Origin of the sequence: Rudaea sp., assembly GCF_047601565.1 — a bacterium.
GTDB lineage: Bacteria > Pseudomonadota > Gammaproteobacteria > Xanthomonadales > Rhodanobacteraceae > Rudaea.
In genome coordinates this window covers 1698703-1717221 of sequence record NZ_JASGIY010000001.1, presented here as the reverse complement: position 1 = coordinate 1717221, position 18519 = coordinate 1698703, and the positions used below count along the sequence as shown (strand labels likewise).

The 18519-nt window shown below is 66.6% G+C and carries 14 protein-coding genes and 1 pseudogene; 5 read left to right on the top strand and 10 right to left on the bottom strand.

Annotated features, from left to right (window positions below; genetic code table 11):
• Nucleotides 1-328 precede the first annotated feature (328 nt).
• On the bottom strand, nucleotides 329-628 hold the full coding sequence (locus tag QM741_RS07415; protein WP_415207080.1) for an accessory factor UbiK family protein: 300 nt from the start codon (nucleotides 626-628) through the stop codon (nucleotides 329-331).
• Nucleotides 629-837: 209 nt separating this feature from the next.
• Here QM741_RS07415 and QM741_RS07410 point away from each other — a divergent pair, with 209 nt between their 5' ends.
• From QM741_RS07410 to QM741_RS07395, 4 genes and pseudogenes are all read left to right on the top strand, one after another.
• Nucleotides 838-1176 (top strand): P-II family nitrogen regulator, encoded by a 339-nt coding sequence (locus QM741_RS07410; protein WP_415207079.1) that lies wholly within the window; start codon nucleotides 838-840, stop codon nucleotides 1174-1176.
• A 263-nt stretch (nucleotides 1177-1439) separates the two neighbouring features.
• Nucleotides 1440-5895, top strand: a pseudogene (gene gltB / locus QM741_RS07405) (glutamate synthase large subunit).
• Nucleotides 5896-5915: 20 nt separating this feature from the next.
• On the top strand, nucleotides 5916-7472 hold the full coding sequence (locus QM741_RS07400; protein ID WP_415207078.1) for an FAD-dependent oxidoreductase: 1557 nt from the start codon (nucleotides 5916-5918) through the stop codon (nucleotides 7470-7472).
• Between the two features lie 203 nt (nucleotides 7473-7675).
• The gene (locus tag QM741_RS07395) at nucleotides 7676-8857 is read left to right on the top strand and encodes an aromatic amino acid transaminase (RefSeq protein WP_415207077.1); all 1182 of its coding nucleotides are present in this window, start codon (nucleotides 7676-7678) and stop codon (nucleotides 8855-8857) included.
• 132 nt (nucleotides 8858-8989) lie between these two features.
• Here QM741_RS07395 and QM741_RS07390 read toward each other — a convergent pair whose 3' ends face one another.
• The 9 genes from QM741_RS07390 to rpmB form a co-directional block, all read right to left on the bottom strand.
• The gene (locus tag QM741_RS07390; protein WP_415207076.1) at nucleotides 8990-11245 is read right to left on the bottom strand and encodes a carboxy terminal-processing peptidase; all 2256 of its coding nucleotides are present in this window, start codon (nucleotides 11243-11245) and stop codon (nucleotides 8990-8992) included.
• A 142-nt stretch (nucleotides 11246-11387) separates the two neighbouring features.
• The gene (gene lipA / locus QM741_RS07385; RefSeq protein WP_415207075.1) at nucleotides 11388-12404 is read right to left on the bottom strand and encodes a lipoyl synthase; all 1017 of its coding nucleotides are present in this window, start codon (nucleotides 12402-12404) and stop codon (nucleotides 11388-11390) included.
• Nucleotides 12401-13126: a lipoyl(octanoyl) transferase LipB gene (gene lipB, locus QM741_RS07380; protein ID WP_415207074.1), complete on the bottom strand. Its 726-nt coding sequence runs from the start codon at nucleotides 13124-13126 to the stop codon at nucleotides 12401-12403. The genes lipA and lipB overlap by 4 nt, the downstream gene beginning before the upstream one ends.
• 122 nt (nucleotides 13127-13248) lie before the next feature.
• A complete protein-coding gene (locus QM741_RS07375; RefSeq protein WP_415207073.1) occupies nucleotides 13249-13554 on the bottom strand; it encodes a DUF493 family protein in 306 nt (101 codons plus the stop codon).
• Nucleotides 13554-14930 carry a D-alanyl-D-alanine carboxypeptidase family protein gene (locus tag QM741_RS07370; protein WP_415207072.1) on the bottom strand — a complete coding sequence of 459 codons (1377 nt, stop codon included), beginning with the start codon at nucleotides 14928-14930 and terminating at the stop codon, nucleotides 13554-13556. The genes QM741_RS07375 and QM741_RS07370 overlap by 1 nt, the downstream gene beginning before the upstream one ends.
• 124 nt (nucleotides 14931-15054) lie before the next feature.
• Complete coding sequence (locus QM741_RS07365; protein ID WP_415207071.1) at nucleotides 15055-16008, bottom strand: septal ring lytic transglycosylase RlpA family protein; 954 nt, start codon at nucleotides 16006-16008, stop codon at nucleotides 15055-15057.
• Complete coding sequence (gene mltB / locus QM741_RS07360) at nucleotides 16005-17024, bottom strand: lytic murein transglycosylase B (protein WP_415207070.1); 1020 nt, start codon at nucleotides 17022-17024, stop codon at nucleotides 16005-16007. Before mltB ends, QM741_RS07365 begins: the two co-directional genes overlap by 4 nt.
• 290 nt (nucleotides 17025-17314) lie before the next feature.
• Nucleotides 17315-17479: a 50S ribosomal protein L33 gene (gene rpmG, locus QM741_RS07355; protein WP_018972500.1), complete on the bottom strand. Its 165-nt coding sequence runs from the start codon at nucleotides 17477-17479 to the stop codon at nucleotides 17315-17317.
• Between the two features lie 12 nt (nucleotides 17480-17491).
• Nucleotides 17492-17728, bottom strand: a complete 237-nt coding sequence (gene rpmB, locus QM741_RS07350) for a 50S ribosomal protein L28 (RefSeq protein ID WP_415207069.1) — start codon at nucleotides 17726-17728, stop codon at nucleotides 17492-17494.
• Between the two features lie 315 nt (nucleotides 17729-18043).
• On the opposite strand from rpmB, the gene rplM reads away from it, so the two are divergent.
• A complete protein-coding gene (gene rplM / locus QM741_RS07345) occupies nucleotides 18044-18484 on the top strand; it encodes a 50S ribosomal protein L13 (protein WP_415207068.1) in 441 nt (146 codons plus the stop codon).
• The last annotated feature ends 35 nt before the right edge of the window (nucleotides 18485-18519 follow it).

Genomic DNA, 18519 nt, shown 5'->3' with positions numbered 1-18519 from the left:
ATTCCCGCGGGCAGGGACGATCGCGGAAACAACGGACATCCGTGTCCGGCCGCCGGTCCCGACGGAGTCCCGATGACATGGCGTCCCTGCCTGAAAGCTCGGCTGCGTCCAGCCGGTCGTTGTTTGCCGCGATCGCCAGCGGGGGAGATTCCGCGTACGGCCGTGCCGGTTCCACCCGCTGTCCGTGCAAGGAGGTTCGCAATGCATGCCAACCGGGCGGCGAGCCGTGATCGCCGCAACCATCGGCGCGAAGCGCCCGGCCAGGTTCACGACCGTCCGCGGAAAGGGGCGACTCCACCGGCATCGAGCCGATTCGCCTTGACCTTGCCTATTGCAACGCCTCCTTGGCGCCGAGCCGGGCTTCGAGTTCGGCGAGGCGATGCTCGAGCGCCTCGACCGTTTCGCGCGTGCGCAGCAACACCTGGCGCTGCGCATCGAACTCCTCGCGCGTGACGAGATCGAGCTCGCGCAGGCCGGCGCGCAACGCATCCTTGATATTGGCGGACAAGTCGTCTAGCGCATCGAGCGTCGGCGCAGCGGCACTACCGCGCGCGTCCACGAAAGCGGGGGGAACGACGATGCTCGCCAGCCTGCGGGCCAGCTTGTTGAACGCGGAGACGGAAATCACGGCGAAACCTCTCCATCGGATGTCGAGTGTGCAACGGACCCTGAAAAGCTTAACCGGGGGCCGTGCCGCCGACTGTGGCAGTTTACTGATTTTCTTGTAGGAATTTTCCTACACGATGGACGCGAAGGCAGCGACGCCGCGCGTTCGGCGGCAGCGCGACCGGTGGTTTTTCGGTATAGTCGGCGTACACGACATTCCTGCCGGAAGCCATGAAACTCGTCACCGCCATCATCAAACCGTTCAAGCTCGACGACGTGCGCCAGGCGCTCGCCGAAGTCGGGATGCAAGGGATAACGGTGACCGAGGTCAAGGGTTTCGGCCGGCAGAAGGGTCACACCGAACTGTATCGCGGCGCGGAGTACGTCGTCGATTTCCTGCCCAAGATCAAGATCGAGATCGCGGTGGCCGATGCCGTCGTCGAGCGCGTGGTCGAAACGATTCTCGCTTCCGCCAACAGCGGCAAGATCGGCGACGGCAAGATTTTCGTGCACGACCTGGAACAGGTGATCCGCATCCGCACCGGCGAAACCGGCGCGGATGCGCTGTGATCGCGCTCGTCGCCGATCGCGGGAGACCGGAGGTAGCATGCGGCCGTGCCGCCCGGTCAGTCCGCGCTCTGCGACAATTGGCCGTATAGACGTCCAGGCGGACAGGATGCGTTTGCTTTGACGCGACGCAGCATTTGTGTTGTAGTCGCGTGCGTGGAATATCCACATAACCAAGGCGGGCGCCGGGATGCGCCGGCTTTGTCGTCGCCAGATGCCGGCGGATCGGAGCGATCGCGTGGCATCGAGCCGGAACTGACTCGACCATGTTGCAACAACGCGCTAATACGCTGTACGACCCCTCGTTCGAGCACGACAGCTGCGGTTTCGGGCTGATCGCGAACGTCGACGGCAAGGGCAGCGCATGGCTGGTCGATCAGGCGTTCTCGACGCTGGCGAAGATGTCGCACCGCGGCGGCATCGGCGCCGACGGCGTCACCGGCGACGGCTGCGGCATCCTGCTTTACCGTCCGTTCGGCTGGCTGCGCGCGCTGGCGAAGGATGCCGGCGTCGACGTCGGCGAGCGCTTCGCGTCGGGCCACGTCTATCTCGACCGCCACGATGCGGCGCGCGCCGCGACGCAGAAGGCCGAACTCGAAAAACATCTGCGCGCGGAAGGACTGGGCGTGGCCGGCTGGCGCGAAGTGCCGGTCGACGCGCGCGCCTGCGGGCCGATCGGCGAGGCGCATCGTCCGCGCATCGAACAGATTTTCGTCGACGCGCCGGCCGGCATGGACGAAGCCAGATTCGACCGCGCCCTGTTCCGCGCACGCCGTCTCGCCGAAAAAACCTTCGCCGACGACGTGCATTTCTACGCCGTCACCCTGTCGGCGACGACGTTCGCAGCCAAGGCGATGGTCGCGCCGGGCCAGTTGCGCGCGGCGTTCCCGGATTTTTCGCACTCCAGCCTCGAAGCCTGCGCCACGGTGTTCCACCAGCGCTACTCGACCAATACGATGCCGCACTGGCGCCTGGCGCAGCCGTTCCGCCTGCTCGCGCACAACGGCGAGATCAACACGATCAAGGCCAACCGCAACTGGGCGACCGCGCGCGCGGCGAAATACAAGTCGCCGCTCGTCGACTTCTCCGATCTCGGCGAGCTGGTCACGACCAAAGGCTCCGATTCGCAGAGCCTCGACAACATGCTCGAAGTGCTCGTCGCGGGCGGCCTCGACGTGCTGCTCGCGATGCGCGCGCTGATTCCGCCGGCCTACGCTTCGCGCGACGATCTCGACGAGGACCTCGAAGCGTTCTACGAATACTACGCGCTGCACAGCGAGCCGTGGGATGGGCCGGCCGGCATCGTCCTCTGCGACGCGCGCCATGCGGCCTGCGCGCTCGACCGCAACGGCCTGCGCCCCGCGCGCTGGGCGCGCTCGGACGACAATCATCTCATCGTCGCTTCGGAAGCCGGATTGTGGGACGTGCCCGATTCGCGCATCGTCGCCAAGGGCCGGCTCGGGCCGGGCGAGATGATCGCGGTCGATCTCATCGAGCACAAGCTGCTCGACAGCGCGGCGATCGACGCGGTCAACCGGGCGCGCGCGCCGTACAAGAAGTGGCTGCGCCAGGAGCTGACCTATCTCGAATCGCACCTGATCGATCCGGCGCTCGCCGCCGAGCCGTTCTCGCCCGAGGTGCTCGCGCGCTACCAGAAGCAGTTCGCACTGACCCGCGAGGAGCGCGACGTCATCCTCAAGACGCTGGCCGAGGACGAGGCCGAGGCGACCGGCTCGATGGGCGACGACACGCCGATCGCGGTGCTTTCGCAGCAGTCCAGGTCGCTGTACGAATACTTCCGCCAGTCGTTCGCGCAGGTGACGAACCCGCCGATCGACCCGCTGCGCGAGCGCCTGGTCATGTCGCTGACCACGCAGATCGGCCTCGAGCGCAACGTCTTCGACCTGTCGCCCGACAACGCGCAACAGGTGCTGCTCAACTCGCCGATCCTCTCGCAGCGCAAGCTGCGCCAGATACCTCGCGCTGCCGCACATCGCGCCGGCCAACATCAAGCTCGATCTTTATTACGACGAGAAGATCGGCCTCAAGGCCGCGATCGAGGACCTTTGCGATCGCGCCGAGCGAGCCGTGCGCAACGGCACGATGCTGATCCTGCTGTCCGACCGTTACCCGGTACCGGGCCTGCTACCGATCCACTCGCTGCTCGCGACCGGCGCGGTGCACGCGCGCCTGACCCGCAAACAGTTGCGCTGCGACTGCAACATCCTCGTCGAGACCGCGAACGCGCGCGACGCGCATCACTTCGCGTGCCTGATCGGCTTCGGCGCCACCGCGGTCTACCCGTACCTCTCGTACCAGACGCTGTACGACATGAACCGGCGCGGCCAGCTCAAGGGCCGCCAGGGCGAGCCGCCGAGCGAGATCGGCCGCAGCTATCGCCGCGGCATCCAGAAGGGCCTGCTCAAGATCATCTCGAAGATGGGCATCGCCACGATCGCGGGCTACCGCGGCGCGCAGTTGTTCGAGATCGTCGGCCTCGACGCCGAAGTCGTCGATCTGTGCTTTCCCGGCACGCCGTCGCGCATCGGCGGCGCCGGCTTCGCCGACATCCAGAACGAGTACAAGGCCCAGGCGATCGCCGCGCGCGATCCGAACTACGCGCTGCCGCCGGGCGGCCTGATGAAGGCGCTGCCGGGCGGCGAATTCCACATGTACAACCCCGAAGTCGTCGGTTCGCTGCAACTCGCGGTGCGCACGGGCGATGCGAAATTGTATAGAAAGTACGCCGACGCCGTGGACACGCGCGTGCCGGCGGCGCTGCGCGATCTGCTCGCCGTGCAGCCAGTCGGCGCGCCGGTGCCGCTCGAGGAAGTCGAGCCGGTCGAGGCCATCCTCAAGCGCTTCGACTCGGCCGGCATGTCGCTCGGCGCGCTCTCGCCCGAGGCGCACGAGTCGCTCGCGATCGCGATGAACCGGCTCGGCGCGCGCAGCAACTCGGGCGAGGGCGGCGAAGACCCGGTGCGCTACGGCACCGAGAAGATGTCGAAGATCAAGCAGGTCGCCTCGGGCCGCTTTGGCGTCACGCCGGCGTATCTGGTCAACGCCGAGGTGCTGCAGATCAAGATCGCGCAGGGCGCCAAGCCCGGCGAGGGCGGCCAGTTGCCGGGCCACAAGGTCAACGCGATGATCGCGCGCCTGCGCTATGCGCGGCCCGGCATCGGCCTGATTTCGCCGCCGCCGCATCACGACATCTATTCGATCGAGGATCTCGCGCAGCTGATCTACGATCTGAAGGAAGTCAATCCGACTGCGCTCGTCTCGGTCAAGCTGGTCTCGAACGCGGGCGTCGGCACGATCGCTGCGGGCGTGGCCAAGGCCAACGCCGACCTGATCACGATCTCCGGCCACGACGGCGGCACGGGCGCCAGTCCGCTGACCTCGATCCGCTACGCCGGCTCGCCGTGGGAACTGGGCCTGTCCGAAGCGCAGCAGACGCTGGTACGCAACGGCCTGCGCGAGCGCGTGATCGTGCAGACCGACGGCGGCCTCAAGACCGGCCTCGACGTGATCAAGGCGGCGATGCTGGGCGCGCAGTCGTTCGGCTTCGGCACCGCGCCGATGGTCGCGCTCGGCTGCAAGTACCTGCGCATCTGCCATCTCAACTCGTGCGCGACCGGCGTGGCCACGCAGAACGACGAATTGCGCAGGAAGCACTACGACGGCCCGCCCGAACAGGTCGAGAACTTCTTCCGCTTCGTCGCCGAGGACGTGCGTGCGCATCTCGCGCGGCTCGGTGCGCGCCGGCTCGACGAGATCGTCGGTCGCACCGATCTGCTCAGGCAGCGCGCAGGCGCGACGGTCAAGCAGAACAAGATCGATCTCGCGCCGCTGCTCGCCGACGGACTCGACGGCAACGTGCCCGGCTGCGCCGCGGCGCCGATCCCGCGGAGCGACCTGGCCCGGCGCATCGCCGCCGACACGAAGGCGGCGATCGAGAACGCGAGCGGCGGCGAGTTCAGCTACGCGATCGTCAACACCGACCGTTCGATCGGCGCGCGCCTGTCCGGCGACGTCGCACGTCGCCACGGCGATCAGGGCATGGCGGCCAATCCGGTCACGCTGCGCCTGTCCGGCGCGGCGGGCCAGAGCCTCGGCGCGTGGAACGCGGGCGGCGTACACATTGTGCTCGACGGCGAAGCCAACGACGGTGTCGGCAAGGGCATGGCCGGCGGCCGCATCGTCGTGCGCCCGCCGAAGGACGCGGGTTTTCCGAGCCACGAATCGTCGATCGTCGGCAACACCTGCCTGTACGGCGCGACCGGCGGCGAACTCTACGCGGCCGGCCGCGCGGGCGAGCGCTTCGCCGTGCGCAACTCGGGCGCGCTCGCCGTCGTCGAGGGCGTCGGCGACCACTGCTGCGAATACATGACCGGCGGCACCGTCGTCGTGCTCGGCCGCTGCGGCGTCAACTTCGGCGCCGGCATGACCGGCGGCTACGCCTTCGTGCTCGACGAGGCGCGCGATTTCGTCGACCGCTACAACCACGAACTCGTCGACATCACGCGCATCTCGCACGAGGGCATGGAGAACTACTGGCAGCACCTGCGCAGCCTGCTGCTGCGCTACGTCGAGGCGACCGACAGCGCCTGGGGCGGCCGCATCGTCGACGAGTTCCGCGAGCTGGTGCACAAGTTCTGGCTGGTCAAACCGAAGGCGGCCAGCCTCGACTCGCTCGCCGACGAACTGCGCCGCGCCGCCTGATAGCTGAAGAATCGATCAAAGTGAAAAAAGATAATTTTCCATTTTTGCGCTTCCCGCGCGAGTTGCCGCGCGAGTTGAACGTGCCTGTGCGCGTGCTCGGCTACGGCGAGATCCATACCGCGTTCACCGGCTCGCAGATCACCGAGCAGGCCTCGCGCTGCATCGACTGCGGCAATCCGTACTGTTCGTGGGGCTGTCCGCTCAACAACCACATCCCGCGCTGGCTCGAACTGGCGCGCGAAGGCCGCGTCGAGGACGCCGCTGCGCTGATGCACGAGACCAACCCGCTGCCCGAGATCTGCGGCCGCATCTGCCCTCAGGACCGTCTCTGCGAGAAGGCGTGCACGCTCGAAACCGGCTTCGGCGCGGTGACGATCGGCGCGATCGAGCGCTCGATCACCGACGAAGCGTTCAAGCGCGGCTGGCGGCCGAAGCTCGACAACGTCGAGCCCACGGGCAAGAAGGTCGCCATTGTCGGTGCCGGTCCGGCGGGACTTGCCGCCGCCGACGTGCTCGCGCGTTCGGGCATTGCCGCGGAAGTGTTCGACCGCTACGAGGAAATCGGCGGCCTGCTCACGTTCGGCATTCCGCCGTTCAAGCTCGACAAGAGCGTCGTCGACACGCGCCGCAGCGTGCTCGAAGGCATGGGCGTAAAGTTCCGGCTCAAGACCGAAATCGGCCGCGATGTGGATTTTTCCATATTGGTAAAAGACTACGACGCGGTCTTCCTCGGCACTGGCGCGTACAAGTTCGTCGACGGCCGCCTGCCGGGCCAGACGCAGCCCGGCGTGCACGCCGCGCTGCCGTTCCTGATCGCGAACATGCGCCGCCTGCTAGGTACCGGGTCGAACATGGATCATCCTGATCCAGTTCAACTCGCCGAATCCGGAGCAAGTCCGGACTCGGCTCCGCCGCAGCCCGCAAGCGGGCAGCGCGGGCGAGCCATCCCTGGCTCGCTGCCTTATGGCGACGTAGTAGTCCCCGATTTGCTCGGCAAGCGCGTCGTCGTCCTCGGCGGCGGCGACACCTCGATGGACTGCGTGCGCACTTCGGTGCGCCATGACGCCGAACGCGTCACCCTCGTCTATCGCCGCGACGAAGCCAACATGCCCGGCTCGCGCCGCGAGGTGAAGTACAGCCGCGACGAGGGCGTGGACTTCCTGTTCCGGCGCCAGCCGCTGGAAATCACGGGCGACGCGAACGGCGTCACCGGCGTGCGCGTGGCCGAGACGCGCCTCGTCGACGACGGCAACGGGCGCGCACGCTCCGAGGTCGTGCCCGGCAGCGAAGAGGTGCTGCCGGCCGACGTCGTCATCCTCGCCTTCGGTTTCCTGCCCGAGCCGCCCGCCTGGGCGACCGCGAACGGCATCGAGTTCGCGCCGAACGGCAAGATCGTCCTCGGCGGCGCGGGCCGCTTGCCGTTGCAGACGACGAACCCGAAAGTCTTCGCCGGCGGCGACATGTGGCGCGGCGCCGACCTCGTCGTGCGTGCCGTGCTCGACGGCCGCGAGGCAGCGAAGCAGATCAAGCAGCAGTTCGCCGAGCAAGCGGCCGCGGCGGAAGCGAAAATCTTTTGACTGTCGCATCCGCCGTTTCGAAGAAACGTGAAACCAGAACCCACTCGCCTTGAGCCTTTCGGCGAGCTCGGGACGGGCCACGGCACGAGGCATCGAAGTCGAAAGGCACCGTGCCAGTCGCTTCGACTTCGCCCGCCGCGCGAGCTACGCTCGACGCGAACGGATGCTGGAACGTCTTTGCAATTACGAAAACAGAGAAGCCCATGTTCGAAACCCTGACCCAGCCCGCACCCGACAAGATCCTCGCCCTGATCGCACTGTTCCGCGACGATGCGCGCACGAACAAGGTCGACCTCGGCGTCGGCGTCTACAAGGATCGCGAAGGCCGCACGCCGATCATGCAGTCGGTGCGCGACGCCGAGCAGGCGCTGTTCGCCGAGCAGACGACGAAGAGTTATCTCGGCCTCGCCGGCGACACGACATTCGACGCGGCGATGATCGCTCTCGTGCTCGGCGATGCGGTGCCCGCCGCGCGCGTGCGCGCGATCCAGGCGCCGGGCGGATCGGGCGCGCTGCGCATCCTGTTCGAGCTGCTGCGCCGCGCGCATGCGGACGCCACGGTGTGGGTATCCGATCCGACCTGGCCCAACCACATTCCGATGATCGAGGCGGCGGGGCTCAAGCACGCCCCGTATCCGTACTTCGACGCGGCCACGGGCACGGTGCGCTTCGAGGCGATGCGGGCCGCGCTCGAGCAGGCGAAGCCGAGCGACATCGTCCTGCTGCACGGCTGCTGCCACAATCCGACCGGCGCGAACCTCACGCTCGAGCAATGGCGCGAAATCGGCAAGCTCGCCGCCGCGAAGAACCTCTTTCCGTTCGTCGACATGGCCTACCAGGGCTTCGGCGAAGGCCTCGACGCCGACGCCGCCGGCCTGCGCCTGCTCGCCACGATGGTGCCCGCGATGGTCGTCGCCGCGAGTTGCTCGAAGAATTTCTCGGTCTACCGCGACCGCGTCGGCTGCGCGATCCTGCTCGCGCCGTCCGCGGCCGAAGCCGATGTCGCCTGCGCCCAGCTCTGCTCGGTCGCGCGCGCCAACTACTCGATGCCGCCGGACCATGGCGCCGCCGCGGTGCGCATCATTCTCGCCGACCCGGCGCGGCGCGCGGCGTGGGTCGCCGAAGTCGATGCGATCCGCGAACGCATGGTCGCGTTGCGCGAAGGCCTCGCCGCCGCCCTGCGCAAGCACTCGGGTTCGAACCGTTTCGATTTCGTCGCCCGCCACCGCGGCATGTTCTCGCGGCTAGGCCTCTCCGTCGAACAGGTGCATCGCCTGCGCGCCGAACACGCGATCTACATGGTCGACGACAGCCGCATCAACGTCGCCGGCCTGCCCGACGACCGCCTCGACGACGTCGCGCGCGCCATCGTCGCGGTGCTTTAGCCAAAGCAAAACTGGACTCCCGCCTTCGCGGACTGCGTAGGCAGGATGCCGAAGCGAACATTCGCGCAGCGAATGGCCCGAAGGGCGAGCTGCGGATGCAGCGAGTCAATGACGAACAAGGAACCGACTCGCTCAGTTGACCACGTCCTTGACCATCGAGCCGCCGCGCGGCAGCACTTGTGCCGCGAGCTTGGTGTCGGCTCGCAGCAGGTCCACTTCATCGGCGACGATGTGCGCGGCTTCGTCGAGGACGACGTCCTTGAGCGCCTTGCGCCGCTTTTCTTCGGCGAGATCGGACTTGAGGCTGCGTTCGTCGGCCTGCAGGCCATCGTCCTGGTTCGCATCGTCGGTCGCGCCGCGCCGATTCGGCGCGGGCTTGGCGTTTGCCTGGCTGGCGCCGTTGGCGCCCGCCTTCGCCTGATCCGCGTTCGCATCGGCGAACTGCTCCGGATGCCGCTCGCGGCGCTTGGCTTCCTGATCGTCGCGCTCCTTGCGGCGCACGGCCTCGTTGAGCGAGATGGTCTTGTCCTCGCGCAGCTTGCGCGCGTCGGCGACATCGGCCTGGTAGGCCAGCCATTCCCGTTCGCTCGCGGTACGCTTATCGTGGCGCGCGCCGAGCAGCGGCGCGAGCGCCTTCAGATCGCCGGTCGGCTTGTAGTCGGCAACAGGAATCGAGGTCCAGGGCAGCGCGTTGTCGAACGACTGTTCTCCATTTTGGGCGAAGTCGCCGGTGACCGGGAAAGAGATGTCGGGAGTGACGCCGCGCAACTGGGTCGAACCGCCGTTGATGCGGAAGAATTGGGCTATCGTGTATTTGAGTTCGCCGTAGGTCGGCTTCTCGTTGCCCTGCATCTGGTCGAGGTCGAGCAGGCTCTGCACCGTGCCCTTGCCGAACGTCGGCTCGCCGATGATGAGGCCGCGACCGTAGTCCTGGATCGCGGCGGCGAAGATCTCCGACGCCGAGGCCGAGTTGCGGTTGACGAGCACGGCGAGCGGACCGCTCCAAGCCATGCCGCCGTTGCGGTCCTCCTCGGCGTCGATGCGGCCGTTCGAGCTGCGCACCTGCACGACCGGCCCCTTGTCGATGAACAGGCCGGTGAGGTCGGTCGCCTCGTTGAGCGAGCCGCCGCCGTTGTTGCGCAGATCGATGAGGATGCCCTCGACGTTCTGCTTCTTCAGGTCGGCGATCTGTTTGGCGACGTCGCGCGTGGCGCTGCGGTAGTTGGCGTCGCCGCGGCGGCGCGCCTCGAAATCCTGGTAGAAGGTCGGCAGCGTGATCACGCCGATCTTGTGGCTGACGTCGCCGTCCTTCGTTTCGATGACCGAACTCTTGGCCGCCTGCTCCTCGACCGCGACCTTCTTGCGCACGAGCGCGATCGTCTCGTGCTTGCCGTCGGGGCCGGCGTCGGCCGGCAGGATCTCGAGGCGCACCGTGGTGTCCTTGGTGCCGCGGATCTTGTCGACCACGTCGTCGAGACGCCAGCCGACAACGTCGGTGATCGGCCCGTGCTCGCCCTGGCCGACGCCGACGATGCGGTCGCCGACCTTGACCTTGCCCGACAGCGCGGCCGGGCCGCCCGGCACGATTTCGCGGATCGCGGTGTAATCCTCCTCGCGCTGCAGCACCGCGCCGATGCCTTCGAGCGAGAGCCGCATCTGGATCTCGAAATTCTCGGCGTTGCGCGGGCTGAGATAATTGGTGTGCGGCTCGATCGCCATCGCGTAGGCGTTGAGGAAGATCTGGAACGCATCCTCGCCGGTGAGCTGGCGCACGCGTTCCATGTAGTTCGCATAGCGCTTGTCGAGCGTCTCGCGGATCTTCGCCTCGTCCTTGCCGGCGAGCTTGAGGCGCAGCCAGTCGTTCTTCACGCGCCTGCGCCAGAGGTCGTTGGCCTCGGCATCGGTCTGCGGCCACGGCGCCTTGTCGCGCTGGTACGGGTAGCTTTCGTCCTTGGTGAAGTCGAAACCCTTCTTCAGTTCGGCGCGCGCGAACGCGGTGCGCTCGCCGATGCGCTCGACGTAGAGGTTGAAGATCGCAAACGGGACGGACAGGTCCTTGTCGCGGATCGCGTCGCCGAGCTTGTCGCGCGCGGAAGCGAAGCGGTCGATGTCGGCCTGGGTGAAGAACAGGCGCTCGGCGTCGAGCGCGTCGAGATACTTGTCGAACACCTGCCGCGACATCGCCGCGTCGAAGGCCTCGGGCTTGTAGTGCATGCGCGTGAGGATCTTCGTCGCCATCAGCGCCGCGTCGGCCTGGTCGGACGTCGGCTTGAGCGCGATCGCGGTCGCCGCGTCGCCGGCCGGCTTGGCGAACGCCAGTGTCGTGGCCAAGGCCACCGCCAGCAAGGCCGGAACGATCCACAAGGACTTACGGTTACGCACCAGCATTTTTATCTCCAGTACTTCAAGACATCGCAAAGTAGTCTTCAGTCGTCATTCCCGCGAAAGCGGGAATCCAGTTTCTTCTTTTAATGCTTTTCGATAAGAACAGGATCAAAATGGATTCCCGCTTTCGCGGAAATGACGCCTCTTAGGCCACTGCCTCGACGAATCCGGCCGCATGCGCCATCTGGTCCGCGTGGTACGACGAACGCACGAGCGGACCCGAGGCGACATGGGTGAAGCCGAGCTTGTGCCCATAGTCGGCCAAGGCGTCGAACTCGGCCGGCGTCCAGTAGCGCAGCACGGGATGGTGATGCGACGTCGGCTGCAGATACTGGCCGATCGTGACCATATCGACATCGTGCGCGCGCAAATCGTTCAACGCGCCGTGCACCTGCGCTTCAGTTTCGCCGAGGCCGAGCATGATGCCGGACTTGGTCGGCACGTCCGGATGCTGCGCCTTGAAGCGTTGCAGCAGCGTCAACGACCAGTCGTAGTCGGCGCCCGGGCGCACGTTCGGGTACAGCTCGCGCACCGTTTCGAGGTTGTGGTTGAAGACGTCGGGCGGCGCGTCGGCGAACACTTCCAGCGCGCGCTCCATGCGGCCCTTGCCGCGGAAATCGGGCGTGAGGATCTCGAGCCGGGTCGCCGGATTGAGCGCGCGCACTTTGCGGATGCAGTCGGCGAAATGCTGCGCGCCGCCGTCGCGCAGGTCGTCGCGGTCGACCGAGGTGACGACGACGTAGCGCAGGCCCATGTCGCGGATCGTCTCGGCCAGATGGCGCGGCTCCTCCGCATCGGGCGGCTTGGGCCGGCCATGGGCCACGTCGCAGAACGAGCAGCGCCGCGTACAGACTTCGCCGAGGATCATGAACGTCGCCGTGCCTTTGCCGAAGCATTCGTGGATGTTCGGACAGGACGCCTCCTCGCACACGGTGACGAGACGGTTGGCGCGCAGCTTCGATTTCAGTTTCGCGACCGCATTGCCGGCCGGAATGCGCACGCGGATCCAGTCGGGCTTGCGCAATAGCGGCGCCGTGCGGTCGAAGCCGGCGCGGTTGCGCGCGGTCTTGTCCTCGCCGAGCAGCTTTTCGCCGGTGCGGATCGCGGCGGCGCCGACGTCGCCCACCAAGGCGATCGGAATGGTCTTGTCGAGGGAATTCATGGTTGCACGCTAACATCCGGCAAGGGTGGCGCGCCAGTTCCGATCGTCACGGGCGCCGCGAAAGCGGGGCTCAGGCCCAGTTGCCCGGCCAGCCGGGCGACGAGTTCGGCTTCAACGTCGGCCAACGACGACGGCCCGCCGAGGTCGGTCAATTGGGTCACGGCCAATCCCTGGTAGCCGCAGGGATTGATGCGATGGAACGGCTCGAGGTCCATGTCCACGTTGAACGCGAGACCGTGGAACGTGCAGCCGCGGCGCACGCGCAGGCCGAGCGCGGCGATCTTGGCGCCGGCGACGTAGACGCCCGGCGCGCCTTCCTTGCGCACCGCTTCGACGTTCCAGTTCGCCAGCGTGTCGATGATCGCCTGCTCGATGCGGCAGACCAGCTCGCGGATGCCGAGCTTGAGCCGGCGCAGGTCGATCAGCGGGTAGGCGACGATCTGGCCCGGACCGTGGTAGGTGACCTGGCCGCCGCGGTCGACCGGCACGACCGGAATATCGCCCGGCAACAGCACGTGCTCCCACTTGCCGGCCTGGCCGAGCGTGAACACGGGCGGATGTTCGACGAGCCAGAGTTCGTCGGGCGTTTCCGCGTCGCGCGCGTCGGTGAACGCCTGCATCGCGCGCCACATCGGTTCGTAGGGCGACAGGCCGGGGAAACGGCGGACGATCAAAGGCCGTGATTCGGGATGGGTGACTGGCGATTCGAGTAAAGCGGACACGGCCGATCCTGCAATGCTTCAGTGATCTCAATACTGTCCGCCGCGGGGAATATCAAGCGCGACGCGGGCCCAAAAGCATGGCTTTTTCGAATCACGAATCACCCGTCCCGAATCACGGCATTTCACAACGTCCATTTCACCGCCGCATCCTCGCGCAGCGCCGCGTGCGCGGCCTCGTACCTCTCGCGCGAGGGGCAGGTGAAGGTGACGCTGACCGAAACGAAATTGCCGTTGCTCGACGGCCGCACGCGCTCGGAGCCGGCAACCACGCTCATGCCGAGACCGGCGATGGCCGCGGGCACGCGCTGTTCGAGACCCGCGTTGGCCTGGCCGACCGCGGTGATCTCGAATGCGCCGGGAAACTGGAATCCCTGGCCGGGATTCTCGGCGTGGATCTTCTCCAGTTCGCGCGGATCGAATTTCTTCATCATTTCACCGGCGTCGGATTGCCGACCTCGGCCGTGCCGACGGCCGAGGTTTCCGTGGTCGGCGCGCTCTTGAAGAACAGCACGATGCCGTCGACGAAGCGCCGCCACCAGCCGCCCTCGGGCTGTTCGTCGAGCACGACGAGCGGGCGCTCGACGAGCACCTTGTCGTCGAGCTTCACGCGCACGGTGCCGACCTGCTGGCCCTTCGTGTACGGCGCGATCAGGCGGCTGGGCATGTCCATCGTCGCCTTCATGTCGGCGTAACGGCCGCGCGGCAGCGTGATGAGCAGATCGTCGGCGAGGCCCAGGCCGGCGGAGTCGTTCGCACCGCGCCACAGCGCCGGCGTCGCCAGCGGCTTGTTCGCATCGAACAGCTTGTGCGTCTCGAAGAAGCGGAAGCCGTAGTTGAGCACGGTCTGGTTCGCGTCGGCGCGCTCCTTTTCGCTGCCCGTGCCCATCACGACCGCGATCAGGCGCTGGTCGCCGCGCTTGGCCGACGTGGCGAGGCAGAAGCCGGCGTCCTGGGTGTGGCCGGTTTTGATGCCGTCGACCGAGGAATCGCGCCACAGCAGCGAGTTGCGGTTGTGCTGGGTGATGCCGTTCCACTCGAATTCCTTGATCGCGTAGATCTTGTATTCCTCGGGATAGTTGTGGATCAGCGCGCGCGACAGAATCGCAATGTCGTGCGCCGTCGTGTATTCGTCCGGCGAGGGCAGTCCGGTCGGATTGACGTAGTGCGTCCCGGTCATGCCAAGCTGCTGCGCATACTGGTTCATCAATGCGGCGAACGTCTGTTCGGAACCGGCGACGTGTTCGGCCAGCGCGATCGCCGCGTCGTTGCCCGACTGGATGATCATGCCGTACATCAGGTCCTTGAGCGCCACCTTCGAGTTGAGCTTGAGGAAACTGGTCGAACCGTCGGTGCTGGCGCCGCCGCCGCGCCAGGCGTTCTCGCTGATGTAGACCTCGTCGTCGAGCTTGACCTTGCCCGCGGCGAGTTGCGCCGCGACGACGTAGGACGTCATCACCTTGGTGATCGAGGCGGGTTCGACGCGCGCGTCGATGTTGTCGCCGGCGAGCACTTGGCCACTGGTGTAGTCCATCAGCGCCCAGCTCTTCGCGGCGAGCTGCGGCTGCGGCGGCACCGGCACATTGAGCGCGTTCGCCGCCGGCATCGGCGTGGCCGGCTGCGCGGGCAACGCCGCCGCCGCGGCGTCATCGGATTTCTGCTCGGCCGGCTTCTGCTGCTCGGCCTTCTGCTGCTGCGCCTGCGCGTGGCGGTGCCGGGTCTTGGCCTCGGTCGACGCCGCGGCGATCAGGGCGGCGGCGGCGAAAGTACACAATGCCGCCTTTTGTACAAATTGCCAATTTTTCATTTTGCAATGATGTCCAGTAACGCCGTCATTCCCGCGCAGGCGGGAATGACGAGCAAAAAACAGCGCGAGCCGCGCCGATCCTCAAATTTTACACGCCAACGCTGAACAGGACGATGTTTTGCGTTCAGTCGTCGATCGCCACGCGCGGCTCGCCGAGACCGAGCGCGCGCACCTTCGGCGCCAGCGCATCGGCCTCGTCGGCGTCGCGCAGCGGACCGATGCGCACGCGGCGGACGGGCTTGCCGTTCGACGTACCCTCGACCACGCGCACCGCACCCAGCCGCGCGCCGCGCACCGCCGCCGCCGCGCGTTCCGCATTGGCTTCGTCCGCGTACGCGCCGACTTGCAGGTATAGCGCAGGCTTGTGGGTTTTCCCGTGCGCCGCAAAAGAGGCGGACTGGGCCTCGTTGCGCGGCGTCGGCGCGACCGCGGCCGATGCCGCACGCATCGGGCCGCGCGCGACCGGATCGCGCTCTGGATGCTCCGGATCGATCGCGCGCACCTCGACCAGGCCCGTGCCCTTCTGCCAGATGCCGAGCTTGACCGCGGCGACGTAAGACAGGTCGATGACGCGGTTTTCCGCGAACGGCCCGCGGTCGTTGACGCGCACGATCACGCTCGCGCCGTTCTCGAGGTTGGTCACGCGCGCGTAGCTCGGCAGCGGCAGCGTCTTGTGCGCGGCGCTGTACGCGTACATGTCGTATTTCTCGAAGTTCGAGGTGGTGTAGCCGTGGAACTTGTTGCCGTACCACGAGGCGATGCCGCGCTCGACGTAGCCCTGCGCGCTCGGCAACACGCTGTAGATCTTGCCGAGCACCTCGTACGGCGACTTGTTGCCGTAGACCGAGCGCGGCTCGACCCTGGGCACGGGCTCGGGAATCTTGCTGACGTCGGGCAACGCGCCGCCGGGGCCGGAATCGTTGTCCTGCGCGTAGCGGCGCGACTGCGGGCGCGACGTGTCGTCGCTGCGCGGCGAGGACGACGGACGCACGGACTTGTGGCCGCCGCAGCCCGCGATCAGCAACACGCCCGCGGCGAGCCCCGCGCGCAGCAGGCAGCCGGCCGCGGCCGCCCTCATTTCGGCGTGGACTGGCCGCCGACCTGCGCGGCGATTTCCGCGCTAAGCTGGTACACGGCGAGGCTGTACAGCGGGCTGCGGTTGTAGCGCGAGATCGCGTAGAAATTCTGCAGCGTGATCCAAACTTCGGGGCCGTCCTCGCCTTCGAGCCGGACCAGCGTGGCCAGCGTGTCGTCGCCGACGTCGAGCCGGGTCGCCGGCGCGTAGCCCCATTCGGCGAGCTGCCGCAGCGGATACACGGGCTTGAGATTTTCCGGCGTCACCGCGCGCGCGTCGGCACCGACCTTCGCGCGCACCGCGACCGGGCCGCCGCTCTTCCAGCCGTTGCCGACGAAGTAGTTGGCGATGCTTGCGACGATGTCGGGCAGCGAATTCCACAGGTCGATCCTGCCGTCGCCGTCCTCGTCGCGCGCGAACTTGGCGATCGACGACGGCATGAACTGGCCCATGCCCATCGCGCCCGCGTACGAGCCCATCAGGCTCTCGATCGGATACGGGAAACTCGCGCCGTGCAGCAGGAACAACTGGCGCAGTTCGCCGCGGAAGAAGTCCGCGCGCGGCGGATAATAGAAGCCGAGCGTGGTCAGCGCGTCGAGCACGCGGTAGCGCGTCGGCGTGCGCCCGTAGTTCGTCTCCACGCCGATGATCGCGACGAGGATCGTGGCCGGCACGCCGAATTCCTTTTCGACGCGATCGAACAGCGCCTGGTTGGCGCGGTAGAACGAAACGCCGCCGTCGATGCGCGCGGAGGTGAGGAAAATCGGCCGGTATTCGCGCCAGGTCTTCGACTCGGCCGGGCGCGAGATCGCGTCGATGATCGACTGCTGGTAGCGCGCCTTGGCCAGCGTCGCCAGCACGTCGGCCGCGGAAAGATCGGTATCGCGCGCCAAGTCCTCCGCAAACTGCTTCTGTGCCGCGGCCACCTGCGCCGGCGTTGGCGGGTCGTAGGCGTGCGCATGGGCGGCGAGCGAGGCGAGCGCGAGGCAGGCGCACCAGCGAAAGACGCGGAAAGTCATCGATCGGCAAAACGGGAAATGGAGTGCGGCGAGGTTAGCATGCTGCGCCGCCAGCGTCGCCCCGCCCCGGAACTCCCGCAGAGCGGACGCAAAGCGACCGGGATCGCACGACGGAAATCGACACAAACAAAAAACCCGCCTTGCGGCGGGTTCTTCGTGCCTGTGACCAAGGCTTGAGTAATCCCGGATCAACGCACATCCATGTGCTGTCCGGGATGACGAATCGTATTGAAACTGGATCCCGTGTCATCGTACATCCCTGTACTGCACGGGATAAGTTCATCCTGAACTTACTTGATCTTCGCTTCCTTGTAAGCGACGTGCTTGCGCACCACCGGATCGTACTTCTTGATTTCCATCTTGTCCGGCGTGGTCTTCTTGTTCTTGTCGGTCGTGTAGAAATGACCGGTGCCCGCGGAAGACACGAGGCGGATTTTGTCGCGCTTGGATGCCATTGCGTGTTCTCCTTAGACCTTTTCGCCGCGGCCGCGCAGTTCGGCGAGCACGGTTTCGATGCCGTTCTTGTCGATCGTACGCAGGGCCTGGGTGGAAACGCGCAGTTTCACCCAACGGTTTTCGCTCGGCACCCAGAAGCGGCGCTCGTGCAGGTTCGGCAGCCAGCGGCGCCGGGTTTTGTTGTTGGCATGCGACACGTTGTTGCCGGATTGCGCGCGCTTGCCGGTGACTTGGCAGACTTTAGCCACAGCTTACTCCTCGATATCGGAACGGCTGCCCTTGGCCAGGGCAGAATCGGCCCGGCCGATGTTGCCGGCCGGAAATCGCCGCGGGAACCGCAGCGAGCCGCCTATTAGAGCAGAATCGTCTGATCCGTACAAGTTTGGGATTGGCTGTCGGAGTTGGAGGACGTCACTCCGGCAGGGACTGCCGGAATGACGCGACCTCTTGTGTCAGCCGGTCCGCGTCCGCGGTCGGTCTTGCGCATCGAGTCGGTGTTCCGCTAAAATTCGCGGTTCCTCGCTTCACGCATCAATTCGAGCCCGCAGGGCACAGGTTTCCCAATGAAGACTTCCACTGTCAGCGCCAAGGCTGAAACGGTCAAGCGCGACTGGTACATCGTCGACGCCAGCAACAAGACGCTCGGCCGCCTCGCGACCGAACTTGCCCTGCGCCTGCGCGGCAAGCACAAGCCGGTCTACACCCCGCACGCCGACACCGGCGACTACCTCGTCGTGATCAACGCCGAGAAGATCGCGGTCACCGGCAAGAAGATGGACGACAAGGTCTACCACCACGTCACCGGCTACATCGGCAACATCAAGTCGATCGCGCTGAAGGACCTGCTCGTCAAGCATCCCGAGCGCGCGATCGAAATCGCGGTCAAGGGCATGCTGCCGAAGAACCCGCTGGGCCGCGCGATGTACCGCAAGCTCAAGGTCTACAAGGGCGCCGAGCATCCGCATGCCGCCCAGCAGCCGCAAGTCCTCAACATCGCGGCGTAATTTTTCGCGAATCCCTTCGCAAGAGCCCGCACATC

Coding starts and splice junctions, on each gene's coding strand:
- QM741_RS07375 (WP_415207073.1), bottom strand. CDS start 13,554: ATGAAGAAATTCGATCCGCGCGAACTGGAGAAGATCCACGCCGAGAAT.
- QM741_RS07395 (WP_415207077.1), top strand. CDS start 7,676: ATGTTCGAAACCCTGACCCAGCCCGCACCCGACAAGATCCTCGCCCTG.
- lipA (WP_415207075.1), bottom strand. CDS start 12,404: ATGAATTCCCTCGACAAGACCATTCCGATCGCCTTGGTGGGCGACGTC.
- mltB (WP_415207070.1), bottom strand. CDS start 17,024: ATGACTTTCCGCGTCTTTCGCTGGTGCGCCTGCCTCGCGCTCGCCTCG.
- QM741_RS07365 (WP_415207071.1), bottom strand. CDS start 16,008: ATGAGGGCGGCCGCGGCCGGCTGCCTGCTGCGCGCGGGGCTCGCCGCG.
- rpmG (WP_018972500.1), bottom strand. CDS start 17,479: ATGGCATCCAAGCGCGACAAAATCCGCCTCGTGTCTTCCGCGGGCACC.
- QM741_RS07370 (WP_415207072.1), bottom strand. CDS start 14,930: ATGAAAAATTGGCAATTTGTACAAAAGGCGGCATTGTGTACTTTCGCC.
- QM741_RS07390 (WP_415207076.1), bottom strand. CDS start 11,245: ATGCTGGTGCGTAACCGTAAGTCCTTGTGGATCGTTCCGGCCTTGCTG.
- QM741_RS07410 (WP_415207079.1), top strand. CDS start 838: ATGAAACTCGTCACCGCCATCATCAAACCGTTCAAGCTCGACGACGTG.
- rplM (WP_415207068.1), top strand. CDS start 18,044: ATGAAGACTTCCACTGTCAGCGCCAAGGCTGAAACGGTCAAGCGCGAC.